The 25,947-nt window shown below is 71.2% G+C and carries 19 protein-coding genes and 1 pseudogene; 8 read left to right on the top strand and 12 right to left on the bottom strand.

Annotated features, from left to right (window positions below):
- Positions 1 to 163 precede the first annotated feature (163 nt).
- Positions 164 to 409 (top strand): chaplin, encoded by a 246-nt coding sequence (locus IE269_RS25280; protein ID WP_189825446.1) that lies wholly within the window; start codon positions 164 to 166, stop codon positions 407 to 409.
- 104 nt (positions 410 to 513) lie between these two features.
- Here IE269_RS25280 and IE269_RS25275 read toward each other — a convergent pair whose 3' ends face one another.
- Both IE269_RS25275 and IE269_RS25270 read right to left on the bottom strand, forming a co-directional pair.
- Positions 514 to 873 carry a DUF427 domain-containing protein gene (locus tag IE269_RS25275; RefSeq protein WP_189825445.1) on the bottom strand — a complete coding sequence of 120 codons (360 nt, stop codon included), beginning with the start codon at positions 871 to 873 and terminating at the stop codon, positions 514 to 516.
- 7 nt (positions 874 to 880) lie between these two features.
- Entirely contained in the window at positions 881 to 2,155 is a 1,275-nt protein-coding gene (locus tag IE269_RS25270) for an erythromycin esterase family protein (RefSeq protein ID WP_189825444.1), read from the bottom strand.
- Between the two features lie 126 nt (positions 2,156 to 2,281).
- On the opposite strand from IE269_RS25270, the gene IE269_RS25265 reads away from it, so the two are divergent.
- Positions 2,282 to 3,001: a MerR family transcriptional regulator gene (locus tag IE269_RS25265; RefSeq protein WP_189825443.1), complete on the top strand. Its 720-nt coding sequence runs from the start codon at positions 2,282 to 2,284 to the stop codon at positions 2,999 to 3,001.
- Positions 3,002 to 3,167: 166 nt separating this feature from the next.
- Complete coding sequence (locus tag IE269_RS25260; RefSeq protein WP_189825442.1) at positions 3,168 to 3,857, top strand: hypothetical protein; 690 nt, start codon at positions 3,168 to 3,170, stop codon at positions 3,855 to 3,857.
- A gap of 78 nt (positions 3,858 to 3,935) precedes the next feature.
- Here IE269_RS25260 and IE269_RS25255 read toward each other — a convergent pair whose 3' ends face one another.
- Together IE269_RS25255 and IE269_RS25250 are read right to left on the bottom strand one after the other, a co-directional pair.
- Entirely contained in the window at positions 3,936 to 6,263 is a 2,328-nt protein-coding gene (locus IE269_RS25255; RefSeq protein WP_189825441.1) for a protein kinase domain-containing protein, read from the bottom strand.
- Positions 6,264 to 6,308: 45 nt separating this feature from the next.
- Positions 6,309 to 8,780, bottom strand: coding sequence for a protein kinase domain-containing protein (locus tag IE269_RS25250; RefSeq protein ID WP_189825440.1), 2,472 nt, complete (start codon positions 8,778 to 8,780; stop codon positions 6,309 to 6,311).
- A 215-nt stretch (positions 8,781 to 8,995) separates the two neighbouring features.
- Here IE269_RS25250 and IE269_RS25245 point away from each other — a divergent pair, with 215 nt between their 5' ends.
- Together IE269_RS25245 and IE269_RS25240 are read left to right on the top strand one after the other, a co-directional pair.
- Entirely contained in the window at positions 8,996 to 10,078 is a 1,083-nt protein-coding gene (locus IE269_RS25245; protein ID WP_189825439.1) for a chitinase, read from the top strand.
- A 1,109-nt stretch (positions 10,079 to 11,187) separates the two neighbouring features.
- Entirely contained in the window at positions 11,188 to 12,366 is a 1,179-nt protein-coding gene (locus IE269_RS25240; RefSeq protein ID WP_189825438.1) for a low temperature requirement protein A, read from the top strand.
- A gap of 61 nt (positions 12,367 to 12,427) precedes the next feature.
- Here IE269_RS25240 and IE269_RS25235 read toward each other — a convergent pair whose 3' ends face one another.
- From IE269_RS25235 to IE269_RS43300, 7 genes and pseudogenes are all read right to left on the bottom strand, one after another.
- Positions 12,428 to 13,495: a ferritin-like domain-containing protein gene (locus tag IE269_RS25235; protein WP_189825437.1), complete on the bottom strand. Its 1,068-nt coding sequence runs from the start codon at positions 13,493 to 13,495 to the stop codon at positions 12,428 to 12,430.
- A gap of 346 nt (positions 13,496 to 13,841) precedes the next feature.
- Entirely contained in the window at positions 13,842 to 14,225 is a 384-nt protein-coding gene (locus IE269_RS25230; protein ID WP_189825436.1) for an SDR family oxidoreductase, read from the bottom strand.
- Between the two features lie 174 nt (positions 14,226 to 14,399).
- On the bottom strand, positions 14,400 to 15,119 hold the full coding sequence (locus tag IE269_RS25225) for a sigma factor (RefSeq protein WP_189825435.1): 720 nt from the start codon (positions 15,117 to 15,119) through the stop codon (positions 14,400 to 14,402).
- A 186-nt stretch (positions 15,120 to 15,305) separates the two neighbouring features.
- Complete coding sequence (locus tag IE269_RS25220) at positions 15,306 to 18,119, bottom strand: helix-turn-helix transcriptional regulator (RefSeq protein WP_189825434.1); 2,814 nt, start codon at positions 18,117 to 18,119, stop codon at positions 15,306 to 15,308.
- A 194-nt stretch (positions 18,120 to 18,313) separates the two neighbouring features.
- Positions 18,314 to 18,484: a hypothetical protein gene (locus IE269_RS25215; protein WP_189825433.1), complete on the bottom strand. Its 171-nt coding sequence runs from the start codon at positions 18,482 to 18,484 to the stop codon at positions 18,314 to 18,316.
- A gap of 255 nt (positions 18,485 to 18,739) precedes the next feature.
- The gene (locus IE269_RS43305) at positions 18,740 to 18,907 is read right to left on the bottom strand and encodes a hypothetical protein (RefSeq protein WP_229898204.1); all 168 of its coding nucleotides are present in this window, start codon (positions 18,905 to 18,907) and stop codon (positions 18,740 to 18,742) included.
- Between the two features lie 77 nt (positions 18,908 to 18,984).
- Positions 18,985 to 19,092: pseudogene (locus IE269_RS43300) on the bottom strand (transcriptional regulator); the annotation flags it as partial.
- A 47-nt stretch (positions 19,093 to 19,139) separates the two neighbouring features.
- Here IE269_RS43300 and IE269_RS43295 point away from each other — a divergent pair.
- The 3 genes from IE269_RS43295 to IE269_RS25200 all read left to right on the top strand — a co-directional run bounded on the left by IE269_RS43295 (position 19,140) and on the right by IE269_RS25200 (position 23,129).
- Positions 19,140 to 19,424: a hypothetical protein gene (locus IE269_RS43295; RefSeq protein ID WP_229898203.1), complete on the top strand. Its 285-nt coding sequence runs from the start codon at positions 19,140 to 19,142 to the stop codon at positions 19,422 to 19,424.
- A 464-nt stretch (positions 19,425 to 19,888) separates the two neighbouring features.
- Positions 19,889 to 22,567, top strand: coding sequence for a helix-turn-helix transcriptional regulator (locus tag IE269_RS25205; RefSeq protein WP_229898202.1), 2,679 nt, complete (start codon positions 19,889 to 19,891; stop codon positions 22,565 to 22,567).
- A gap of 136 nt (positions 22,568 to 22,703) precedes the next feature.
- Positions 22,704 to 23,129, top strand: coding sequence for an OsmC family protein (locus IE269_RS25200; RefSeq protein ID WP_189825431.1), 426 nt, complete (start codon positions 22,704 to 22,706; stop codon positions 23,127 to 23,129).
- 16 nt (positions 23,130 to 23,145) lie between these two features.
- On the opposite strand, the gene IE269_RS25195 is transcribed toward IE269_RS25200, so the two are convergent.
- Positions 23,146 to 25,917: a LuxR family transcriptional regulator gene (locus tag IE269_RS25195; protein WP_189825430.1), complete on the bottom strand. Its 2,772-nt coding sequence runs from the start codon at positions 25,915 to 25,917 to the stop codon at positions 23,146 to 23,148.
- Between the last annotated feature and the right edge of the window lie 30 nt (positions 25,918 to 25,947).

Genomic DNA, 25,947 nt, shown 5'->3' with positions numbered 1-25,947 from the left:
CCCGGCCCCGTACCCGATGTTCGATCAAGGACCGCATGTCGTGTTCGATCACGGGGGCCCGCGGCGGACGATCTCGGAAAGTGCGTGTCCTCCGGTGGGTTCACGCGTTCTTCCCTGTGTGCTGCGGCTGGCTGGCCGCAGAAATAACCAGGAGGACCCCCCAATGAACAAGCTCAACAAGGCCGTTGCCGTCACCATGGTCGCCGGTGGAATGATCGCCGCCGGTGCGGGCGCCGCCTCGGCCGCCAGCGGCTCCGACGCCAACGGCAAGGCCGTCCAGTCCCCCGGCGTCGTCTCCGGCAACCTGGTCCAGGCCCCGATCCACGTCCCGGTGAACGCCACGGGCAACACCGTCAACGTGATCGGCGCCCTGAACCCGACCTTCGGCAACGAGTCGTCGAACGTCTGACATGTGCGGCATAGCTGGCACGTCTCGCGCTTCTGACACGCCCGGCATAGCTGACGCAGAGGGCCTCCCGAATCCATCGGGAGGCCCTCTGTCCGTGTGTGCGCTCAGTTGCCGTCGGGGCTGACGACTTCGGTGTCGTAGAAGGAGAAGTGGCCCTTGATCTCGGCGACTTCGGGGATCGGGTTCTGGTACGCCCACACCAGGTCGGCCGCGCCCGGCACCGACCAGTACGACGCGTCGCCCTTGAAGGGGCAGTGGGTCGAGGTGTCGGAGGGGGTGAGGAGGTCGGTGCGGACGTCCTCGGGCGGGAGGTAGTAGCGGACGGGCAGGCCGGTTTCGCGCAGGAGGAGCGGGCGGCGGCTCTCGGCCAGCAGCTGCCCGTCCCGTACGACACGGACATGCGTCGTGCCCTGCTCGACGGTGATGCGGTGGCCCTTGCGTTCGGGTGTCGTCGGTGACGTCATACGAGTGTCAGCCGAGAGTGAGGCTGTTTTCTTCCCGGAGCGGGCCCACGAAGGCGACGGCGTCCATGGCGGGCAGGTCGGCCGGGTCGAGCGGGGCGTACCACCAGCTGCCGGGGGCGCGCCGGCCGGGGACGGCGTCGTGCGAGGCCAGGGCGTGGGCGGGGAAGAAGGCGCGGGCGGGCGCGGCGGCCGCGAGGGCGTGCTGCAAGGTCTCGCCCTCGGGGCGGGCGGCGTCGGCGGGGTCGGCCCAGGAGGGGGCGCAGGCCGCGGCGGCCTCCGGGGTGGAGTCGGCGGCGACGAAGGCGTACCGGTCGCCGATCGCGGAGGCGGCGACCAGGGCGCCCGCACCCCACCAGCGCTGCTCGCCGAGGAAGTCCATGCCGCAACGGGTGCGCTGGAGATGGGAGTTGTGGCCGAAGACGAGGCTCGGGGTGCGCCGGGCGGCGGCGAGGGCGAGGAGGTTCTCGGCCATCATCGCGTCGCGGATGCCGAGCATGACCGCGATCCGGTCGGGAGCGGTGGAGGCCATGGCGGCGTGGTAGCGCAGGAGTCCGCGCGCGGTGCGGGCGTGGGTGTGCGCGCGGTCGAAGGCGGTGGGGTCCTGGGGGCGCAGGGTGGGGAGTTCGGTCTCGTACACGGCGAGTACGTCGTCGGCGGCGGCCCGCAGTTCGCGGGCGCGCGGGGTGCCGCCGACCGAGAGCGCCGGGTCCTTCAGGGCCTGGCCCTCCTCCCAGGGGGCGTCGTCGCCGAGGAGTTCGCGCAGGGTGTCGGGGGTGTGCGGGACGCGGTGGGCGGGGAGGCGGTCGGCCAGGTGGGTGTGGGCGGCGAGGAGGGAGGTTCGGGGGCTCGGGGTGTCGCCGATGTCGAGGGGGCCGTCGAAGCCGTGGAAGCGCACCTGCTCCTCGGGCGGGAGGTCGGTGTTGTGCTCGCGCAGGCGGACGACGAGGTCGCGGTTGGCGGCGAAGGCGCCGAAGCGGTGGGTGAACCCGGTGGCCAGGACCTGGTCGAGGTCTCCGGTGCCGGTGGTGACGTAGTCGTCGACGCGGGTGGCGGCGAGGCAGTCGCTTTCGAGGGTGATCGCGCGGTAGCCGTGGTGGCGGACGAGGTGCAGGAAGAGTTCGTTGCGCAGCTCCAGGAACTGTTCCGCGCCGTGGGTGGGCTCGCCGAGGCCGAGGAGGAGCGGCGCCTGCGGCAGCCCTGCGAGCAACTGGTCTGCGGCGTCCGCGAGTTGGGAGGGGTCGTCGTCGAAGTGGAGGCCGAGGGGGTGGAGGGGTGAGGGCATGGGTGTCCCCTTGGAGGTGAGGGTGGGTGCCTGGTCTGCCTTCCACCGTATCCTTGAAGGCTCCGTTGAGACTTTTGCCCGCTCTCCTGGGGTAGAAGCCTCCCCAACCCTCAAACGGTGGTCACCATGAGCCCCCGCAGCCTGCGCCCCGTCGACCTCGCCCGCGAGCACGGACTGTCCACCCAGGCGGTACGCAACTACGAGGACGAGGGCATCCTGCCGCCCGCCGCGCGCACCGCCTCCGGCTACCGGAGCTACACCCCCGCCCACGCCCAGGCCCTGCGCGCGTTCCTCGCACTGCGCCCGGGGTACGGGCACGGGGTCGCCGCCGAGATCCTGCGGTGCGCGCACCGGGAAGACACGGGCACGCTCTTCCGGCTGATCGACGGGGCGCACGCGGAGCTGCTGCACGAGCGCGACACCCTGGCGGAGGTCACCACCGCGCTGGGCGCGCTGACGGCCGAGCCTCGGACGTACCCCCGGACTCGCACGCGTACCGACCCGACCGTCGGCACTCTCGCCCGTCAACTCGGCCTGCATCCGGCCTCGTTGCGCAAGTGGGAGGCCGCCGGGATCCTGCGTCCGCGCCGCGACCCGGCGACCGGGCACCGCCGCTACCCGCCCGAGGCGGTGCGGGACGCGTACGTCGCCCGGCAGTTGCGGCGGGGCGGCTTCCCGCTCGACCGGATCCGGGTCTTCACCGAACAACTGCGCGGTGCGGGCGACGCGGGCGCGCTCGGCGAGGTGCTGGCCGAGTGGCACGGGCGGCTGGACCGCCGCAGCCGGGCGATGCTGGCGGCGGGGCGGGAGCTGGACGCGTACCTGGATCTGGTGGAGGGGTCCTGACGGTGCGGGTGCTGCTGATGGGGTGACAGGGGGCGCTGCGATTGCGGGTGATGGGTTGGTGGCGGAGTGTGATCGGTGGGCCCGGAGGTGCACTCCGGGCCGTCCCCCTCGTCGTACGCACGCCACGGCCGCACCCCTCGGCCGTACCACCGGAAGGAACCGCCCCATGGGCCACACCGCCACCCTCTCCGCCACCGTCACCGTCGCCCTGTGCGGGGTCCTCACGCTGGGCCCCGCCGCGGTCGCCTCGCCCGAGGCGCGCACGGCTCCGGCCGCAGCGCAGGCCGTCTCGGCCCCCGTCGTACCGATGGCCCCCGTCGTACCGCTGGGCGACAAGGACCGGGAGAAGCTCGCGTCCACCTTCAAGACCGTCAGCAAGTTCGGTGCGGCGTCGCAGCAGACGGGCAAGCTGGCCGGGATGGTGGTCAACGGCGAGAAGGACAAGAAGAAGCTGGACAAGGCCCGCAAGGACTCCGACAAGGGCCTCGACAACCTGCTGGCGATCATCCCCGGCGGTTCGCCCGCCAACTACGCGGGCCGCGCGGCGACCCCGCAGCAGGCGGCCGCCCGGGAGGGGATGAAGGCGGCGGTCGAGCTGATCAAGACGGACACGAAGGAGCTGGTCGCGGCTGCGTTGAAGGGGGACGCCGCCGGGTTCACGAAGGTCGGCGGGACGCTCGTCGTCCACTTGGGCCAACTGGCGACGAGCATCTTCCTGGAGATGGGGCTCGGCGCGGTGAAGGACATCCTGCCGAAGGTGCCGTCGTTCGACCCGGCGCAGCTGCCGAAGATCCCGGGCTTCCCGGGGGCGGAGGGTGCGTCGGGCGCGGGTGCGGGTGTGGCGGACCGTCACTAGTTCGGCGTAGCACGGGAAAGCTCCTCGGTGCGACGGGGCATCGCGCCGAGGAGCTTTCCCGAATGGCCACAAGGGTCCTCATGGGGCATAGCCCGAGACCACGACACCTTCCGCGAGGACGAGGAACACGACCCCGCCGCTGACGAGCACCTGCCTGCCCCCGGTCTCCCCGGCGCTGCTCGCCACCTCCTTCGGAACCTCGAAGGTGGCCCGGTCGGCGGTGCCCCGCCCGTCGAAGCTGTGGGCGGAAACCGTGAGGCCCGAGCCCGCGAGGATCTGCCCACCGGCGATCATCAGGTCGGCGGTGTCGCCCTCGGCCTCCTTGCGCCACAGCCGGCGTCCGGTCCGTACCTCGTACGCGGAGAGTTGGTCCGCGTCGCCCAGGACCACCATGCCCGTGGCGGTCACGGCGGGGCCCACCAGCGACACCACCCCGTCCGCGATCTGCCGCCGCTGCTTCAGCGTCCGGGCGTCCAGCACCGCGACCCCGTTCCCTCCACCGCACAGCACCGCATCCCCGTGCACCACGGCGCTCCAGCAAGCCGCTCCCCCGCCGGAAGGGCCGCCGCGCACCACCTGCGTGCCGCTCCTGGCGTCGAACGACCACAGTTCCGTGCCCGCCGGGACGTAGACCCGGCCACCCGCCGCGACCGGCGATCCCGGATTCCCGCTCAACGAGGCACGCCACACCTCGCCTCCGGAGCCCGTCAGCCGACGGGCGGTGATCAGGTTCTTGTCGGATTCCCGGGAGGGGTGCGCATAGGTGGTGTAGAGGATGCCGTCGAGACTCTCGGTGCCCGTCACCACGTAGTCACCCGCCGCGTGCTTCCGGCGAACGCCGCTCTTCCCGCTGCCGAGTTCGTACGTGCTGACCCCCTCGTCGTCCGTGATGTACACGGTCCCGTTCGCGACCGCCGGGGTCCAGCCCTGGCCCCGTGGTTCGCCGCCCCGCCCCGGCCGGGACCAGGCCTCCTTGCCGTCCGCCGCGCGCAGCACCGTCACGGCGCCTCCGGAGCCGGAGCAGACGAGCAGTTCACCGGCCAGCACGCACGGGCCCGTGTCGGCGGGCACCTTCGCCTCCCAGGGCGACCAACCGGCCGCGCGCAGGGAGCGGTCGGTGGCGCCCGCGCCGAAGTCCTGGGTGTGGCCGACGCCGCCGTACGGCTGGACGACCCGGCCGTCGTACGCGGCAGGAGCCCGGCTCGTACCGTCGGAAGTGGCGCTCTTCTCTCCCGAACTCCCCTTGTTAAAAGCCTTGTTGGCCGAATCCTTGTCGAGTTCGAGCAGGACGACGCCCCCCGCCGTCAGCATCACCAGGGCCAGGGCTCCGGCGGCGATCCAGCCCCGGCGCGTACGCCTGCGGGACGCGTCCTCGGTCGGAGGTACGGGCGGGGCGGCCGGCGGCGTCCTGATCTGCGCCCCGAGCGCGGTCGGCGAGTAGGGAACCGGCGTCGGCCCCATCGTCGGCAGCTCGGCGACCCCCGCACCGGACGCGGCTGCCTCGCCGAACCGCCGTGCCGCGTCCCCGTGTTCGGCAAGCAGCGACAGTACGCCGCCCGGCCACGGGAACACTCCCGTGCGCGGCGGTGCCAGGCGAGCCGCCAGTACCTCGGCCGAAGGGCGCTCGGCCGGATCCAGGCGCAGACAGTCGCCGATCACCTCCCGCAACTCCTGCGGCACTGCGGAGAGGTCGGCATCGGCCCGGCTGATCCGGTAGACCACCGCGCCCATCTCCTCGTCCTCGAAGGGGCCGCGCCCCGTCGCGGCGAACGCCAGCAGCGCGCCCAGGCAGAAGACGTCGGTCGCCGGTACCACCGCCCTGCTGCCCTCCAGGTGCTCCGGCGCCATGAACCCCGGCGTGCCCACCACGAGCCCCGCCGACGTGAGTGCGGTCGCGTCAAAGGCCTGCGCGATACCGAAGTCGATCACCTTGGGCCCGTCCGCGGAGAGCAGCACATTGGCGGGTTTCAGGTCCCGGTGCAGCACCTGTGCACGGTGGATGGCGTCCAGCGCCCGCGCGAGGTCGCCGCCCAGTTCCCGTACCGCGGCCACGGGCAGGCGACCGGCGCGGTCCACCGCCTCGGCGAGCGAGGGCCCCGGTACGTACTCGGTGGCCAGCCAGGGCGATGCGGCGTCCGCGTCCCCCGCGACCAGCGCCGCCGCGTAGGGGCTGCGCACCGCCCGCGCCGCCGCGATCTCGCGCCGGAACCGCACCCGGAACTCTTCGCCCGCCCGAATGTCCTCGCGGACCGTCTTCACCGCGACCATCCGGTACGGATCGGACGTCGGCCGCTGCGCGTCGCAGGCCAGATGGACCTCGCCCATCCCGCCGCTGCCGAGCCGGGCCAGCAGCCGGTACGGGCCGACGAAACGGGCCGGGTGCCCGTCGGGAAGCGCTTGCAGCACGGGGTCGAACCCTTTCAGGAGTGGCCGGGGGCAGGGAGTAGGACGTCAGGAGTGGTCGGAAGCAGGAAGCTCGACGGAGGAGACGACGCCCGTGTCGTACACGACGTGGGCCACACCGCCCAGCGGCAGCACCACCGGATTGCGGATCTCCCGCGCGAAGTGGATGCCGTCGACCCGGTTGTACTCCGCCTTCTCCCGTGGCCCCGGAGCGCCCGCGACCGGCAGCACCCGTTCCTTCCCGGGCTTGCCCGCCCCGTCCAGCGGGATGACGTGCAGCGCCGAGAAGTCCGCGTACAGCACCGCGTTCCCCGCGATCAGCGGCGAGGAGAAGAACTGCCTCGGCTGGTTCCTGCCGCCACTGGGCGGCACCGCGTAGCGCCCGAGCACCGCGCCGCTGTCCGGGGAGAGGAGGGAGAGCCCGGTCGGGCTACTGCCGGTGCCCCAGTCCGCGTAGGCCGTGGCCCCCGGGTCGAAGACCACGACGGCACGGGCGTCGACCGCCGTGGGGTAGGGCCCGTGCCGCGCGACTTCGACGGGGACGGGGAGCGTTCCGGTGCCCGACGGGGCGAGGGTGGTGGCGTCCACCCGGTGCAGGCTCAGGTTTCCCTCGCTCGTCGGCGAGTACGCGGAGCAGTGGGCCGACTTCCCGTGGACGAGCAGCGTGTCGCACTCCTCCATGGTCTTGTCGACCTGACCGCGTTGCGTTCCGGTCTTCGCGTCGTACGACACGAGGCCCGCGTCGCTCAGCGCGTACACCAGCCCGTTCGCGTACGCCTTGGGCTCGAAGGAACGCTGCTCGGCGCGCGCGAGGTCCCGGTTGGTGAGTGCCTTGGTCCACAGCGCACGGCCGTCACCGAGCGCGAAGGCGGTCAGGTCCGACCGTCCCGTCGCCGCGAAGACCATGCCGTCGCCGATCAGGGGCCGCGACCCGGTGCCGGACGCACCTGTCGCCGGCTTCTCCCAGCGGACCTTGCCGCTCTTCGCGTCCCGCACCTGGAGGCGCTGCTCCGAGACGAAGGCGACGATGTCGTCGTGGACGGTCGGCTGCGTGCTGCCGTTCGCGATGAAGATGCCGCCGCTCGGTCCGATGGTGCTGCCGTAGCCGTCGGCCTTCCCGGCGTTCCACAGCCGTTTCCCGGTGGCGGCGTCCAGCGCTTCGTACCGTCCGTCCGTCGTCCGGCAGACCAGGACGGCCGTCCCGGCGGCGCAGCCGAACGCCGGTGCGGACAGCTTCGCCTGCCACGGCTTCCATCCGGCGGGCCGCTGTGCCGCGTTCTGCGGTACGGCACCGGAGCTGTCGGCCGGGCCACGGTCGTCGACGCCGGGGACGGCCGGACCGACGGGCGCCGGCTGGCCGGCGCCCTTGCTCCCACCCGCAGCGCTGCTGCTCGCCCCGTCAGGGCCGGCCAGTCCGAGCCCGAGCCCGATGCCCCCGCCCACCACGGCGGCGGCAAGACAGACCGCAAGCACGGTCCGCATACGCCGCCGTGCGGCGGGCACCACGGGGGCGGCGGGCACCACGGGGGCTGCGGCAGGCGGGGGGCCGACGGTCTGCATCCGGTGCAGCTGGTACGACTGCTCCGCCGCCGAAGGAGCTGCGGGACCCACCGGGACCAGCGCCTCCCCCGCTGCGAGCAGTTGCTCCGCAGCCCGCCGGTACTCCTCGACCTGCGTGCGCACGTCGCCCGGCCACTCGGGATCCCGTTCCCCGCCCAGCAGTTCCACCAACTGCTCGGGGGTGGGCCGTCCGGCCGGGTGGACGCTCAGACACCGGGCGAGGATCTCGCGCAGTTGCTCGTCCTGTACGGCGCTCAGGTCCGTCTGCGCACGTGCGACCCGGTAGAGGACCGCCGCCACCGGCCCGTCGCCGAAGGGATCGTCGCCGGTCGCCGCGTAGCAGAGGAGCGAGCCGAGGCAGAAGACGTCCGAGGCGGTGGTGACGGCACGCGCCCCGGCGAGGTGTTCGGGCGACATGAAGCCCGGCGTGCCGACCATCAGCCCGGTGGCGGTCATGGTCGTGGCGCCCTGGGCCCGCGCGACACCGAAGTCGATCAGCCGGGGGCCGTCGAGATCCAGCAGCACATTGCCGGGCTTGAGATCGCGGTGCAGCACCCCGGCGACGTGCAGATCGTGGAGCGTGCGGGCGAGGTCGGCACCCAGCGCCCGTACGGTGTCGGCGGGCAGGGGACCGTGCCGCCGCACTGCGGCGAAGAGGGTGGGCCCGGCAACGTACTCGGTCGCGAGCCAGGGCACCGCGGCGTCGGCGTCGCCCCCGGCGGGCCGGGCGGCGTACGGCGAACGGACCCGGCCGACCATCGCGATCTCACGCCGGAAGCGGTCCCGGAACTCGCTGTTCCCGGCGAGATCGTGCCGCACGGTCTTCACCGCGACCAGCCTCCGGTCACCCTCCCGGGCCCGCCCGAGGAACACCTCGCCCATCCCACCGCTACCGAGCTGCGCCAGCACCTCGTAGGGCCCGACCTGCATCGGTGCGCCCGCGCGCAGCGGTTCCCACATGTGCCTCAGTCCTCCGGTCGATGCCCAACCGCATCATTCCATGCATCGGACAACAGACCTTCCCCGAGAGGGACTTGACTGCCCCCGAACCCGAACCGACGCCCCCTCGTACCAACCTGGTCCAGACCTCTTGACGATTGGTCTGGACCTACCTAGCGTGTGGGCGCACCACCCCCCCCTCGCGTCTCCCGGTTCCCCCACCCAGGAGGTCCAGCATGTCCCCCCGCGCCCGCACCACCCTCCCCCGCCTGCTGACGGCCGCACTGACGGCCGCCGCACTCGTCCCGCTCACCGGCACCGCAGCCCCCGCCGCACCCTCCGCACCCTCCGCACCGGCCGCCGACACCTGTCCGGTGAAGTCGAAGCCCGCCGGAAAGGTCCTCCAGGGCTACTGGGAGAACTGGGACGGTGCCGCCAACGGCGTTCACCCGCCCTTCGGTTGGACCCCGATCACCGACGCCCGCATACCCCAGCACGGCTACAACGTCATCAACGCCGCGTTCCCCGTGATCCGCAACGACGGAACCGTCCTCTGGGAGGACGGCATGGACGCAACCGTCAAGGTCGCCACCCCCGCCGAGATGTGCCAGGCCAAGGCGAACGGCCTGACCCTGCTGATGTCGATCGGCGGCGCGACAGCCGGAATCGACCTCAACTCCACTGCTGTCGCAGACAAGTTCATCGCCACGATCGTCCCGATCCTGAAGAAGTACAACTTCGACGGAATCGACATCGACATCGAAACGGGCCTCACGGGCAGCGGCCAGATCACCAAGCTCTCCGCCTCCCAGTCCAACCTCACCCGCATCATCGACGGCGTCCTCGCCCAAATGCCGTCCAACTTCGGCCTCACCATGGCCCCCGAGACCGCCTACGTCACGGGCGGCAGCGTCACCTACGGCTCCATCTGGGGCGCCTACCTCCCCATCATCAAAAAATACGCCGACAACGGCCGCCTCTGGTGGCTCAACCAGCAGTACTACAACGGCAACATGTACGGCTGCTCCGGCGACTCCTACTCCGCCGGAACGGTCCAGGGCTTCACCAAACAGACCGACTGCCTCAACAAGGGCCTCGTCATCCAGGGCACCACCATCAAGGTCCCCTACGACAAGCAGGTCCCGGGCCTCCCCGCCCAACCCGGCGCAGGCGGCGGCTACATGAACCCCTCCCTGGTCTCCCAGGCCTGGCGCACCTACAACAACCAGCTCAAGGGCCTGATGACCTGGTCCCTCAACTGGGACGGCTCCAAGAACTGGACCTTCGGCGACAACGTCAAGGCGCTGCAGTCCCGCTGATCGGTCGCATTGCCGAACCAGCAGGTCACACGGGTCCGCCATCTTCCGGGGCGGACCCGTCCCGCATCCCCGTGGCTGGATTCTGGCTGGATGATCCGACGCCTCATCACCCGTCACCATCTGTCGTTCTCCGCACGCCGGCTGGATCGCGGCCGGATGACAGCGCGCGGGCCCGGCGGGGCGGCGTGCGCACCCACGTGGGGCGAGCGTCCGGGCACAGCCGATATCGGGGGCAGCGGTGGCGGGAGCGGCCGTTGGCACGGCCGTTCCGGCCATGACGGCCTCGTGCGCAGGGTTCGCACCTGAACTGGTGAAGCCTGTGGGGCCGGCAAGAAGGCTGTCGTTGTACCCAAGCCCGATCCGGAAGAAGTTCGAGACGATGCGGTGCGGGTCGCGGGGAACCGACGCCCGGGTGCTCTTCACCCGCACCCCGGACATGCGACTGGACTTGTCCGTTGACACGTTGCGACCCCTGCCCACATTGATCAGCAAGGCAACGAACACGGCCCGACAGGCGGCTCAGCCGCCGCCTGTCCCGGTGCCCTGGCAGTCGGATCCCGCACCCGCAGCGTGTTGGCTCTCAAACCGTTCGCCCGCACTTGACCCACTGCATTGCGCGCCTGTAGGTCCGTGACCATGAGCCCATGGCCGCCACGGCAGAGACACCCGCTCAGCCCGTCCCTTCGCGCGCGTCGTGTAAGGGCCCGGGGCAGTCCGCGGCGGCCGGCTCGTGGTGCGGAGGTTGAGGACCAAGGCCCTGTGTCCGTGGACGCTTTCATGAACAGCCGTGCCATGGTGCGGCAAGCCCGTGCCCAGGGTCGACAGCAGTTCGGGCCGTGGCTGCGCGTACGTCGCCAGGACGCGTGCGCAGGGGTGAACCGTGAGGGCGACACCGCACACGACGCCCTGGAGGCAGTACAGCGTCATCACGTTGGCTCGCCAGATGCCGTCACCCGACGATGGTCTGTCACAGATTCACACCGAGTCCGGTCGTAGACAGCGGGCCTCGGCCGGCACAACCCTCTTCGGACGGTTCTCGTCGCCAGCGGCTCTCTCACCCTCCTCGCCCGCCGTTTCCGATGCTGTTCCGCCCGAGAGATCAGGACGTCATGAATCAGTCCACGAGCGCGTTCTCTGCCATGTACCGGCCCATGCTTGCCCGTCACGCTGGTGAGAAGCATCGAGCCGCCAGCGCGCTGGAGTTGTTCTTCGACCTCTGCTTTGTTGCCGCAGTCGCACAGGCGTCGTCGGCGTTCGAGCACGAGATGGCTTCAGGTCGTCCGGGGCCCGGTCTGCTCGGGTATGCCCTCGTGTTCTTCGCGATCTGGTGGGCCTGGATGAACTTCACCTGGTTCGCTTCGGCCTACGACACGGACGACGTCCCGTACCGGCTTCTGACACTACTTCAGATCATCGGCGCCCTTGTCCTGGCTGCCGGGACCGCCGAGGCCCTGGAGCACGGCGACTTCACCGTCATCACGTGGGGCTACGTGGTGATGCGGCTGGCCATGGTCAGTCAGTGGCTACGCGCCGCCTGGACGGACCATGCACGCCGGTGTTCCGCGCTGCGGTACGCCGCGGGCATCCTGTTCCTCCAGGTCGGCTGGCTGGTGCGGCTGGCTCTTCCGGTCGACGGCGGGACGGTCACGTTCGCCGTCCTCGCCGCCTTGGAACTCGCGGTGCCGGTCTGGGCCGAGCGTGCCGAGGGCACCACCTGGCATCCACAGCACATCGCCGAGCGCTACGGTCTGTTCACTCTGATCGTCCTCGGTGAGTCCGTCATCGCCGCCGCACTCGCCGTCGACACCGCTCTGGACACCCACAAGAAGCTCGGCTCCGTCCTGCCCGTCGCACTGGGCGGGCTGCTGACCGTCTTCGCGCTGTGGTGGCTGTACTTCGCCCAGGACGCGCCGCGTCGACTCAGAACGCAGCGGACGGCGATGCTGTGGGGCTACGGGCACTACGTCGTGTTCGCTGCCGCGGCTGCGATCGGCGCGGCACTCGCGGTCAACGTAGCCCGCGTCACCGGCGGCAGCCGTGCGCTCACCGCCGTCCAGGCCGCGGCCGCCTACACGGTGCCGGTCGCTCTCTTCGTCACCTGTGTGTGGCTGCTGCACCGGCGGGCCACCCGGTTGTCCACTGCGGGCAACGTTCTTCCGCCTGTCGCAGCTCTGGCCGTCCTGTGCTCGACGTTCACACCGTTCCCGGTACTCGGCACCGGTGTCATCGCTTCCCTGCTCATCGCGGGCCTGCTCCTCGTTGTGCGGTACGAAGGTTCCGACGTGTGAGGGCGCCCCGCGTCGTTCGGAGCGCCCTCAGTGCCCTGCCGCGAATCGTCGGCAGGGCGCGCTAGACCCGGTCTTCGGGGGCTACGTACTCGAAGGTCGGGCCGGCCGCCAGGCCGTCGTCGTCCTGCATCGCCATCAGGCTCTGCGCCTGTCCTTTGGCCGCGTACATCGTGCCCACGGACATGCCCAGCATTGCCGGGTTGCCGTTGAATGCCTGCTCCAGCATCTGCAGCATCTTGCAGTAGGTCTGATTGAACGTCTCCTGCGCGATGCGGATCGCACTGCCCTCGGGGTGGTCCGACACCCGCTGGTTGGGGCGCACGGGCCGGACCCCGTCCAGGTCTACGTTCACAGGGCCGCCCGTGGGGCCGGATTCCGGTGTGTCGCCTGGCTGATAGCGCCGCCCCTCGGCAAGTTCCTGGAACCGGTAGTAGTGGGAGACGGCCTTGGAATCGGGGTGGAACAGGTCCTTGTCCCCGTCCCAGACGTCGGCGCGTGCCGCGCCCTCCCCCTGTTCGACGATCTCCTCCAGCGCCGCGAGTGCGGTGTTCAGGTCGGTGATGGGGGCAAGGTGGCCTGCGGTGTGGGCGAACGGGCCGCCGGAGACCTGCCGGGCGGGGTCGCCGGTGAACACCTGCGCCTCGCCCAGTTCGGTGCACAGGCCCCTCAGGCCCTTCTCGACCGCGTCGTAGAACTGCCCGATCGTCTCGTAGCGGTCGCCTTCCGCCGGGTCTCCGGGGTGCGCGGGCTGTTCCAGCCGGAGGAACATCCCGAGGGCTTCCTTACCGAACGGCAGGAGCGACAGCTCGATGGAAGGGTCGGCGTGCGGCATGGTCCGCGGATGCTGCGGCAGCATCCGCGGTGTGTCCAGGCGGGGTTCGCCACCGACCGCGTTCAACAGGTTCGCGACCAGGGCCAGATGAATCATCTCCTCGACGAACACACCGGCCAACAACTGGGCCGCGTCCGCGTTGCGTTCGGGATCGAGGGAGTAGAGCGCCGTCAGGTACGGCGGCAGTGTGGAGTGCTCGATCTCGATCGCCCACTGCAGATGCCTGCGTAGGTCTTCCAGGGTCGTGATGCCGGTGGTCGCGGCGGCGTCGAGCGTGGTGGGCTGGTCGTGGGGCATGGTCGCGAGCTCATTTCTACTGGTCGGCGTAGGGGGTGCCCAAGCGGCGGCCACCGGCGGAACACCGCGGTCACCAGGGATCGGAGATGTCGTCCGGTCGCCTCCGGCAGTGCGGGCACACCCTCTGAGTTCAAACCACTGACCGGTGAGCCAATGCATCTGTGACACTGTCTTTCGGGTTCCACACGCATACGGCGCGTAGTAGACATGAGATGCGGCATTCCGGCGTCGACATGTGCGTCGGCCCGCACGAGGGCTCCGCGTCCCGGTGGACGACTCCGTTCTCGGCGGCCGTGTCCGCGATGTCCTCGGCGGCCTCGAACAAGTGGGTGCTGCGGAGGATGGATCAAGAGATGCCGGAACGCTCGATCATCGCTTCCCGTGCGTACACCGCCCGGAAAGCGCCCTCAGCCCGTACCCGGCCAACGCCGACCGCGGAGAGGCACACGTGCTGTCGTACTCCGGCGGCGATCGCGGTACGCAGGAGGTGGCCGGTGTCGTCCCGTACCCGGCCGTCCCTCGTGGGGACCGTGCCGGTGGCCTGGGACGGCGGATGGGCAGGATCGATCACCACCGCACAGCCGTTCAGGGCATCGGCGAACTCCTTCGGTGTGAGGGAGTCGAGCCCCCTGGGCGCCTGGACCATCCCCACCTCTTGCCCGTGGTCCCTGACCCCCAGGGCTGTCTCGACGCCCATCAGTCCGCCGTCGTCGACCACCACGACCTTCATTGCCACAACCTCCTCCGACCGGCCTCGGGGGGTCGGTTGAGGGATCTGACCGATCCGGTGCCCGATGTGTGACACCGCGCGGTCCCAGACAGTGGGACCGGGTTGACGTCCCCCGGTGTCGGCCGAGAGACGTGGTGCAGCGCGGCTGAACGATGTGACCTCGTCAACGACTTGTCACGCGGCGTGCCGGACGGGCCGGGCAGCGGGGCTGGGAGCCGACGGCATACGGTGCACCTGGCCTTCGAGGATGAGCACCTTCACCAGACCGTCCAGGTCGCCGGTGTGCGCGGCTGCCCGGAACGCGGTGGCGAGGCGGCGGTGCGACTCGGCAGAAACCGGGCGCTCCCGGCCGGACTCCAGCCGGGCCTGCGCCCGGTGGACCACCACGCGTGCGTTCGGAGCGCTGATCCGCAGCAGCCCCGCCAGTTCGGCATAGGCGTAGCCGAACCCCTTGCGCAGTACGTAGGCGGCCAGCCGGTCCGGTGTCAGCCGCGCCATGAGCAGGGCCAGGGCCCGCTCGACCGCAACGGTCCGCTCGACGCTGACGACGGGGTCCAGCGCGGCCCGGTCACCGAAGTCCGCCAACTGCGGTTCGACCGGGACTTCGTGGCGATGCCGGGCGGAGCGGACGACATTGATGGCCAGCCGGGTCGTGGCCGTCACCAGGAACGCGGCCGGACTGTCGATCTGAGCGCGCTGGGTGAGCTGCCAACGCAACCACACCTCCTGGACCACGTCCTCAGCCCCGGCAGCGTCGCCGAGAATGCGGCGGGCGATGCGGAAGAGCCGTGTCCGCTCGGCCAGGAAGGTGTCGAGGGCAGCGTCCATGTCGTCGCCGAGGGCCGACCGGACAATCGAGGGATCGGTCGTCGTCTGCGGGCCGGTCGCGTGCATGGGGGAACTCCTCATCGTGGAAAGACGCCCGTCAAGAGCGTGGTTCCACCCTGGCCCCGGGGCACCTGCCCCCGCGCCCTTGCTTCCCGTGGTGGAGTCCGTGGGCCCCCCGTGGGCCGCGCGTCAAAACCCGTGGGTGCCCCGTAAGAACCCGTGGTCAAGACCGTGGGGCCCGCGCGGCCGACGTCAGGCGGTCCGCTTCGTGTCTCCGTGGTGGAGGTCATCGGCCGGGGCGTCCCCCAGGGCTCCGGGCAGCGCGCGACGTGAGTTGATGCCGAGCTTCATGTACACCTTGCGCAGGTGCCACTCCACGGTGTGCGGACTGATGAACAGCTCCGCGCCGATCTTCGCGTTCGTCATGCCGTCGGCCGCGAGCGCGGCGACCTGGAACTCCTGGGGAGTCAGGGTGCTCGTGGGCCCGTCCTCCCGCGCGCTGACGTGCTCGCCGGTGGCGAGCAGCTCCCGGCGAGCCCGCTCGGCGAAGGCGTGCGCACGCATGCCGTCGAACATGTCGTGCGCTGTACGCAGGTGTTCACGGGCCGACGAGCGGCGCTGGCCTCTGCGCAGCCATTCGCCGTACAGCAGGTGCGTGCGTGCCACCTCCACGGCCACACCTCCGCGCTTGAACTCCTCGACCGCGGTGCGGTAGAGCCGGTCGGCGGCGTCGCCTTCGGCGAGGAGGGCCTGGGCGCGGGCGGCGGCGCCACGTGCCCATCCGGAGTCGGCGGACCGGGTGAGCTCGGTGAGCCGGGCCAGCGAGGCGCGGGCCTGGTCGAGTTCACCGCAGCGGGTGGCGGCCTCGACGTGCTCCACCAACGACAGGCCCGTGAAGTTGAATCCATCGTGCTCGATGCCCCTACGGGCGGCTTCCAGCGCCTCCTCGTAGCGGCCGAGGCCGTTGAAGAGCACTCCTTGGATGTAGCCAGTGGCGCCCAACAGGGAAACCTCGCCGGTCTGTTCGGCCCGCTGTCTGGCCTCGTCGATGATGCCTGCGGCGACCTCCGCCTCGCCCCGCCACGCGGCCAGGACCAGGGTCGCGTACTTGTGCGGGGCGTGACCCGTTGCCGCGGTGAGCGCGTCGGCCTCGTCGATCATCCGGTCGGCCTCGGCGAAGTCTCCGTAGTGGATGTGCACTCCGCCGGCGTAGATGAGGGCCGGAGGCAGAGCGCCGAGCGCTCCGACGTCGCGGGCCAGGCGCACTGCCCGGCCCGACAATGCGTCCCAGGCGTGCAGGTCCCAGGCGTAGTGAATGAGCGCCTCCAGTGCGACCGGGACCAGCAGCAGCCACCGCATGACCGCTTCGCGAGTGCCGAGTTCCTCGTGCACGAGCAGGTCCAGCGCGCTGCGCAGGGCCGGGACTCCGGTCTCGGACCCGTCCGCGAGCAACGCGGCGACGCCGTCGAGGAGACGGTCGGCGGCTGCCGAACCGGAGCGCGGCGCCCCCGAGTTGCGGGCGGCGATCGCTGCCGCGCGGGCGCCGGTCGGGCCGTGGACGCGGCCGGCGAAGATGGTCGCGCTGATCGCTTCCAGGTAGGTCTCGCGCGCCAGCGGCGATCCCGCGGCGGTGAACTGCGCGGCGGCCTCCAGCAGCAGCGGTGCCGCCTCGTCGCTGCGGCTGCGGGCGAAGAGGATCCGGGCCCGCAGGCGTGCAAGGCGGGCGCGGTCCAGCGTGCTCAGGGGGCACAGTTCGGCCACCGTCGCGAGTTCGGTGGCCCGGTCGGGTGCTGCGGCGGAGAAGTGTGCCTCGGCAGCGGCGAGCGCCCGGCGGCCTCGCGCCCACGCGTCCGGTGTCGCCTCGGCCGCGCGCTCCAGCAGCACCGCCTCAGCAGCGATGCCGCCGCGCTGCCGTGCCCGGTCGGCGGCCTGTTCGAGGTCGGCGGCGACGTCCTCGTCCGGCCCGTCGGTGGCCTGGGCGGCGTGCCAGGCACGCCGGTCGGGGTCGAGCACCGGGTCCGTGGCATCGGCCAGCGCCCGGTGCACCGCTCGGCGTTCCTCGGGCGCGGCGCCCTGGTAAACGGCGGAACGCACCAGCGGATGCCGGAACCTGACGGACTCCCCGAACTCGATCAGTCCGGCCGCCTTGGCGGGCGCCGCGTAGGGGACGATCTTCAGCCGGGCGGCCGCACGCACCAGCAGGCGTGCGTCACCGACCGGTTCGGCCGCGGCGATCAGCAGCAGGGTGCGGGTCGCCGCCGGAAGGGAGCCGATGCGGCCTGCGAAGTCGCGTTCGACGCGGTTCGCGACCGGCCCGTAGGCGCCCGGCCGAGCCGACGAGTCGAGTCCGTAGGCCAGTTCGGCGGCGCTACGGCCGCGGGAGAACTCGAGCAGCGCGAGCGGGTTGCCGTCCATCTCCGTCACGAACCGGTCCCGGACCCGCTTTTCCAGGCGGCCGCCGACGACGGATTCCAGAAGCTGTCCGGCCGCGGTGGTGTGCAGGCCTTCCAGCCGGAGGGTCGGCAGCCCGCTGAGGGCGGCCCCGCCCTCGGGATCACGTACCGAGAACACCATGGCGACGGCCTCGGCGAGCAGTCGGCGCGCCACGAACTCCAGTGTCTGCAGAGACACTTGGTCCAGCCACTGGGCGTCGTCGACGAGAACGAGCACCGGCCGGGTCTCGGAGGCCCGGGTGAGCAGGCTCAGCACGGCGAGCCCGACGAGGAAACGGTCGGGGGGATCTCCTGCGGCCATGCCGAACGCCACCCGGAGCGCGTCGCGTTGAGGTTCCGGGAGATCGTCCAGCTCGCCGAGGAACGGTGTGCACACCTGGTGCAGGCTGGCGTAGGGCAGCTCCATGTCCGCCTCGATGCCGTGCGCCCAGGTCACCTTGACTCGCGACGCCTGGGCGGCCGCGTACTCCAGCAGCACCGACTTGCCCATGCCGGCCTCGCCGCGGACCACCAGGATGCGGGACCCGCCGTCGCTCAGCCCAGCCAGAAGGTCGTCGAGCGCCGCACACTCGCGTTGCCGGCCGACCAGGTCGGGAAGCGGGCTGGCGATCATGCGAAGCGGCTCCTCGGGACATCTGGGGACGAAAAGACCCCCGCAACATTGTCGGAACAAGCCTTGTAACGATATCCGCAAGGCCTCACACCCTGTGTGTCCGTTGCCTGTGATGGTCTCCACGCCCAAAAATCCCCGAGAGTTGTCACAAAAGAGCACGTTGTCCGGTCGACCAGTGCCGACGATCCCGGCAGTCACCCGCCGCAGGAGGCCATCGAGGTCGCGGAGGCCAATGTCGCGGTCTTCGAGGTGGCCAAGCGCACGGCCGGGAGTACGGCCGGGAGTACGGCCGGGAGTACGGCCGGGAGTACGGCCTCGGACATCAGCTCCGCGTGGCCGCAGCGGGACAGCATCACGTCCTGCAACGGCCCCCTCCAGGCGGGCTACTTCATCCTCTCCGTCCTCGTCGTGCACATCGGCCACCCGGCCGGGGTCCCCCGGAGTTCGACCGCATGCCGCGTCTCGCACACGAGGACGCCGTCGCCTGGCCTGAGCCGACGGGCACCGGGTTGTCGGCGTACGCATGAACGCGGCCCCGGCAAGATTTTCGTGAGGCGGGGGCACACTGCGGATTCACGGAAATCTTGCCGGGGCCACTTCGATCCGTACGCCGACACGGGTCAGACCAATTCGAACCGAACGACCACGCGGCACCCGGCGGGTTCCGAGGTGATGTGGAGACCGGAAGCGTCGAACATCCGCCGCAGCGAGGCGAGCCACTCCGGACCGGCGGTGGCACGGTCGAGGGCGAGGCTCCAACTCCAGTCGGCGATCTGGACGAACCGCACCTTGGACGCCTCGGCGATCGGCCGGGGTCGACGAGTGTCTGGCAGTGCAGTTCCGGCGTCCCGAGCTGGGGGTGGAGAAAACGCTTGAGGGTACCGCCGGGCCCCAGCACGGGACGCTGTTGCCAGATGTCGGCGAACTCGGGGCTCTCCTCGATGAGCGCGTCGACCGGCTCGGCGGCCCGCGAGGGCGCGACGTTGCTGGTGGCGGAACCGTGAGTCCGGTGTACGCGTCTTGTCGCCCAACAGTGCCGAGGCCGACCGGGTCTGCTTCAGCGTCTCCCCGAGGTGGCTCATCACCAGGGCGGGGGTGTCCCCCGAGCCGGTCCAGGATGCGCGTCGTTCCCGGATCGACATGGTCCTTCCTGCGCATCCGGCGCGGCACGGTATGCCCGCCGAGCCGGAAGAGGTGGTCCCGCTCCTCCAGGGACAGACGCAGGCCGCGGGCCAGAGCGGCGAGCATCTGCTCGGAGGGGTGGAGGCTTCGTTACTGCCCGAGACGGCTGCAGTAGTCGACTGACGGGTCGCAGAGTGCCGCGGCCTCCTCGCGCCGCGGACCTCCGGTGCGCCTGCGGCGCCCACGAGGAAGGCCGACCTCCTCCGGCTGGAGCGCATCCCGGCGGGCACGGAGAAAGGCTGCCAGAGCTGCTCGGTCCGCCATCGCTGTCCGCTCCGTGCGACGCGGCCGGGCCGTCTCACCGGGTGACCGCCTTGGTCTTCAGGAGTTCCTCGAACCCGGCACGGCCCAATCTCCCGGCCGTTTCTTCGTTCCTGCCGCCAGAAAACGCCATCCGGTGAAGGGCATCCATGCTTTCTCAGACCCATGATCTGCGTCACTCCCCCGTCGCGGCAGCCCTTCGCCCGCGAGGCCAATACCGCCGGAGCTGTTGTTATGCTCCCCCTCGTGCAGAGGCCAAGGTGAGCAGCGGGGACGGTCCGGGGCAGCTGCTTGGCCGCCGCCGTGAGCGCGAGGCGCTCGACGCCTTGGCCACTGAGGTGGAAGCGGGGCGCAGCGCCGTTCTGGTCCTGCGGGGCGACGCCGGAATTGGGAAGTCCGCTCTGCTGCACCATCTGGAATCCCGTGTCACGAAGCACCGTATCGCCCGCGGGGCGGGCGCCGAGTCGGAGATGGAGTTGCCGTTCGCGGGGCTGCACCAACTGTGCGCCCCCTTCCGCGACCGCCTCGACCGCCTTCCGCCTCCCCAACGGGAAGCCCTGGCCACCGCGTTCGGGATGAGCTACGGCCCGCCTCCCGACCGATTCCTCGTCGGCCTCGCCGTACTCGGACTGCTGACCGACGTCGCCGCCGAGCAGCCCCTGTTCTGCCTCGTGGACGACACGCAGTGGCTCGACCGGGTTTCCGCGCAGACCTTGGCGTTCGTGGCACGACGGATGCTCGCCGAACCCCTCGCCCTGGTGTTCGCCTCCCGAGAGCAGCGCGGACGCGACGAGTTGGCGGGACTTCCCGAGCTGACGGTCAGCGGACTCGACGACACCGACGCCCGCGGCCTGCTGAGTGCGACGGTCGGCACCCCGATGGACACACAGGTCCGCGACCGCATCCTCGCCGAAGCCCGCGGCAACCCCCTTGCTCTGCTGGAACTGCCGCACGATCGCGCTGACATGGGGGCGGGAGTCCGACCTGCCCGCAGCGGTCCCGGCCCGGTGTCGGGCCGTATCGAGCGCAGCTATCTCGGGCGGGTCCACACACTGCCGTCCGCAACACAGCGTCTGCTCCTCATCGCCGCCGCCGAACCGATCGGTGACGTGGCGCTGCTCCGTCGTGCCGCCGGGCACCTGGGCATCAGCCCGAGCGCGATCGACCCGGCGGTGACGGAAGGACTGCTGGTCGTCGGCACCCTCGTGCGATTCCGGCATCCGCTGCTTCGCTCCGCCGTCTATCGCTCGGCCGACCTGGCAGAACTGCGGGAGACCCACCGGGTATTGGCGGACGTGACCGACCCCGCCCTCGACCCCGACCGCCGCGCCTGGCACCTGGCCCGGGCGACGGTGCGGCCGGACGAGGCGATCGCCGCTGAGCTGGAGGCATCGGCCGGGCGGGCTGCGGCGCGCGGCGCCACCGCGGCGGCGGCCGCCTTCCTCGCCCACGCCGCCGTCCTGACGTCCCACCCCCGTCGCAAGGCGACGCGTGCCCTCGCCGCGGCCCAGGCAAAGATCCGCGCCGGTTCGCCCACCGCGGCGCGCGAACTCCTGGCGCTGGCCCGCAGCGGGGCCCTCGACGAACTCCACCGCGCCCGCGCGGACCTGGTACAGGCCCAGATCGTCTTCGCCTCGGGACGCATGGACGAAGCGGTCCCCCTGCTGCTCGACACCGCACGCCGCCTGCTGCCGCTCGACACCGATCTGGCCCATGAGACCTTCCTGGACGCGCTGTCGGCATCCATGTTCGCGGGCCGCCTCGCTGTGGACGTCGATGCGCGCGAGGTGGCGGCGGCCGCACGGCAGACGCCGTCGTCCCGCGCCGATGTGGCGCGTGCCGCGGACGTACTGCTTGACGCCCTGGCCACACGGTTCACCGACGACTACCACGCCGCGGTGCCTTCTGCGCACAGCGTGCTGCACCGCTGCCGCCAGGAGGCGGACCCGGAGCAGATCCTGCGCTGGTCGTGGCTGGTCTCAGCACTTGCGGCCGAGATGTGGGACGACGAGAGCTGGACGGAGCTGGCGGCCCGACACGTGCGAACCGCCCGTGCGGTCGGCGCCCTGGCCGAGCTGCCGCTCGCCCTCAACTCCCGCGTGGTCGTCCACACATGCGCCGGGGAACTGGCCGAGGCGGCCCTCCTCATCGCGGAGATCGCCCGTGTCCAGGAAGCGGTCGGCGGCAACTTCACACCGTTCGGCACGATGGCGCTGGTCGCCTGGCAAGGGCGGGCTGACGAGGGACTGCCATTGATCAAGGCAGGCCGGGAAAGCGCCGCGCAGCGCGGTGAGGGCATCGGCGTGGCCATAGCGCTGAGGGCAGAGGCCGTGCTCCTCAACGGTCTGGGCCGGTTCGAGGAGGCGTTCGAAGCCGCTCGTTCGGCGAGCGCGCATCCGCAGGATCTGGTCGCCGCCAACTGGGGACTGATCGAGCTGGTGGAGGCCGGCGTGCGCAGCGGCCGCCACGAGGCCGCCCGCGCCGCCCTGGACCGCCTCGTGCGGACCACCGAAGCTGCCGGTACGGACTGGGCTCTGGGCATCCAGTCTCGCTGCCGGGCGCTCCTCGGCCACGGCGCCACTGCCGAGGAACGGTACCGCGAGGCGATCGAACGGCTCGGGCGGACCACGGTGGCCACCGAACTGGCCCGGGCACACCTGCTGTACGGCGAGTGGCTGCGGCGGGAGAACCGCCGCAGCGACGCCCGCGCACAACTGCACGAGGCATGCGCCTTGTTCACACGATTCGGTGCGGAAGCGTTCGCCGACCGCGCCGTCCGCGAGCTTCGGGCCACCGGTGAGTCGGTGGCCCGGCAAAACGGCGGCGCGGCATTGGCCCTCACCGCCCAGGAGGCCCAGATCGCGCAGCTGGCCAGGGACGGTCTCTCCAACTCCGAGATAGGCGCCCAGTTGTTCCTGAGCCCGCACACCGTGGAATGGCATCTGCGGAAGGTGTACACCAAGCTCGGCATCGCCTCCCGGCGGTCTCTGCATACGGCGCTGTGACCGGCAGCCGCCGATCAGGGCTGGCGTAGCGTTCAGTGTCGCCCGGGGTCGGATGTCACACGTTTGCCGTCGGCACGGTCTGTGTGGCAGGGACACGTGAGGCCACGGTCCCGTAGCCCGGCCGAGAGGAAAATTCATGATCACGCGTCTCGTCTCCGTCGCCGAAGGCGAGCGGCTCACCCGCTCCGTCGCGATCGGCACCCACGTACTGACCGCTGACGAACCGGAACCCGCGAGCGCCGACGCCGGCCCCACTCCAGGAGAGTTGCTGCTGGCCGCACTCGGGTCGTGCACGTCCATGGCCGTACGGGCCTTGGCACAGCGGCACGGCTGGCAACTGGCCCGTGTCGACGTGGCTGTGCGGTTCGGCGGGCAGGGGCGCATCGTCAAGAACGTGGGGTTGACCGGTGAACTGGATCCGGCCCAGCGGGAGCAGTTGCTGGCGGCAGCCGGGCGCTGTCCCGTGCACCGCCTGCTGACGCGCGAGATGGCGATCGTCACGGTGCCGACGTTGCTGGCGGAGCCCGAGGGCGACTCCCCCGCCGAACTGCTGTCGCCGTGAGCGGACCGCAGTCCCGTCAGGGCGTGGTCGTCAGGGTGTCCAGCTGTACAGAGCCGATCTCCTTGCGGGAGGAGATGCCCAACTTCACGAACACCTTGCGCAGATGCCATTCGACCGTGTGCGGGCTGAGGAACAGCCGCGCGGCGATCTCCGGATTCGTCAACCCGTCCCGGGCCAGCCGCGCGATCTCGGCCTCCTTCGCGGTGAACGTGACCGGCGTCGCCGCGTCGCGTCGGCGCACCTTCATCCCGGCGGCCTGCAGTTCCCGTCGCGCGCGCTCCGCGAACGCCTCGGCCCCCGCTTCGCTGAGCATCTCGTAGGCCTCGCCCGATCGGGAGCGCGCGTCCGCCTGTCTCCCTTCGAGGCGCAACCACTCGCCGTAGCGGAGTCGGGCCCGGGCGCTGTCCATGCGGGTCTGGGCCCGGTCGAGTTGCTCGATCGCCTCTCTGTGCAGGGCTTCGGCGGCCGCTCCCTGCACCACCAGAGCGCGGACGGCGGCCGACGTGCCCAGCGCCCAGGGGGTCCCGCTGATCTGGGCCATCTCCTCGATCATGCGTACCGATTCGGCCACGCGCGCGGTCCGGCCGAGCGGGACCGCCGCCTCGACGAGTTCCACTCTGGACTGCAGGGACAAGCCGAGTTCCTGGGGGTTCTCGCAGCCGTGCTCGGCAGCGGTGTAGGCCTCCTCGTAACGGCCGAGGCCGTTGCACAGGACCGCATCCGCCCACTGAGTTGCGGTGACGACCTTGCCCTCGCCCCGCAGGAGACGATCGTGCGTGACGGCCGTGATCGCCCGCCGGGCCGAGGCCTCCCTCCCCTTGAAGGGCGCTACGACAAGGGATCCGTAGTGGGCGAAGAAGCTGCTGCCCGTGGCCTCGCCGATCGCGTCGGCTTCCACCGCGAGGGAGTCGGCGGCCCGCAGGTCGCCCGCGAACACCCGGTTCGACAGACGCAGCAGGAGCGCGGAGGGCAACACCGCGAGCGCTCCGTCCTGCCGGGCGAACTCGACCAGACGGGCGGAGAGTTCGGACCATGCGGCGAAGTCCCACACACTGTGTGCCATGCGGCACACGAGCGGCAGCCAGCCCAAGGCATCCTGCGGCGTGCAGCACTCCGTCCGGAAGGCATTCACGGCGTCCAGGACGAGCGGAGCACCTGCGGAGTACCCCTCGGTGACCATCCGCGAGATGCCGGTCAGCAAGAGATCCTCGCGGTGGGCCGGGCGGGCGTGGCCTGGCACGCTCAGCACGGCCTCGGCGACGTCGCGGACCCCACCCGTGGCCAGTCGGCCGGCGGTCAGCGCCGCATAGATGGCGTCCCGGTAGGTCTGGCGGGCCAGTTCGGCGTCGTACGGCTGGAGCTGCCGGGCCGCTTCGAGCAGCAGGGGCAGTCCCGCACTGGCGCTCCGGGCCGCAGACGTGATCTGTCCCCGCAGCAGGGTCGCCCGGCCGGTCCCCACCTCGCCGTGCGGGTTCAGGTCCGCCACGTCGACCAGTTCCCGCGCGGTGTCGTAGGCGCCCGCCTGGAACTTGGCCTGAGCGGCGGCCAGGGCTCTGGATCCTCGCCGTGCGGCGTCGGGGGTCAGCTCACTGGCCCGGTGCAGAAAGGCTGCCGCGGCCGCGAGCCCCCCGCGGCGGTGGGCGCGGTCGGCGCAACCCTCGAGTTCCGCGGCCACGGACTCATCGGGCTCCGTGGCCGCGCTCGCCAGGTGCCACACCCGGCGTTCCGGATCGATACCTGCGTCGATCGAGTCGGCCAACGCCTGGTGCACGCACCGCCGTTCCTCGAAATCGACGGCGCGGTACGCCGCCGAGCGGACCAAGGGGTGACGAAAGCGGACCCAGGTGCCGAACGTCAGGAGGCCCGATGCCTCGGCGTGCGTGACAGCGGTGTCCACCGGAATGCCCAGGCGCTCCGCGGCCTGCCGCAGCAAGAAGACGTCGCCGACCGGCTCGAGGGCGGCGATGAGCAGCAATCGCTGTGCGTCAGCGGGGAGTTCCTGGATACGGCGGAGATAGCCCTCCTCGATCTGGCCGGTCAGGGGGCGGGGCGTGGGGCCGTCGAAGCCTCCTGCCAGCTCCACGGCGGTCAGGCCGCGCGGCAGTTCGAGCAGGGCCAGCGGGTTTCCCCGCGTCTCGGCGATGATCCGGTCCCGCACCCGTGGGTCGAGCGGTCCGGTGACCACCGAGTCGAAGAGCTCTTGGGAGTTCTGTTCGTTCAGGCCCTGGACGAAGAGTTCGGGCAGGTCGGACAGGATCTCGCGGGGGCCGAACTCGCGAACGGCCAGGACCAGCAGCAGCGATTCGGCGTGCAGCCGGCGCGCGACGAACTCCAGTGTCTGGGACGACACACGGTCCAGCCACTGTGCGTCGTCCACGAGGCACAGCATGGGCTCGTCGCCGGCCGCCGCCGCAAGCAGGCTCAGTGTGGCGAGCCCGACCAGGAACCGGTCGGGCACCTCTCCTGCCTGCAACCCGAACGCCGTGCGCAGGGCGGTGCGTTGAGGCCCGGGAAGGTCATCGAGGTAGGACAGTAGCGGGGCGCAGAGCTGGTGCAGTCCGGCATAGGACAGTTCCATTTCGGACTGCACTCCGGCGGCCCGCACGACACGGAATCCATCGGCCCGGTCGACGAGGTGGTTGAGCAGTTCCGTCTTCCCGATCCCTGCCTCGCCGCGCACCGCGACGACGCCGCTGCGACCGTCCCTGGCCTGCGCAAGCAGGTCGTCGAGGACCCGGCACTCGTCTTGTCGCCCGATGAGCCCGCTCCGAGCCCCGCCCCTCACCATGGCCGCCTCCTGCGGTCACGATACCCCGGT

Source organism: Streptomyces spiroverticillatus (assembly GCA_014650415.1).
GTDB classification, from domain to species: domain Bacteria; phylum Actinomycetota; class Actinomycetes; order Streptomycetales; family Streptomycetaceae; genus Streptomyces; species Streptomyces spiroverticillatus.
This window is presented reverse-complemented; position numbering and strand designations above follow the sequence as displayed.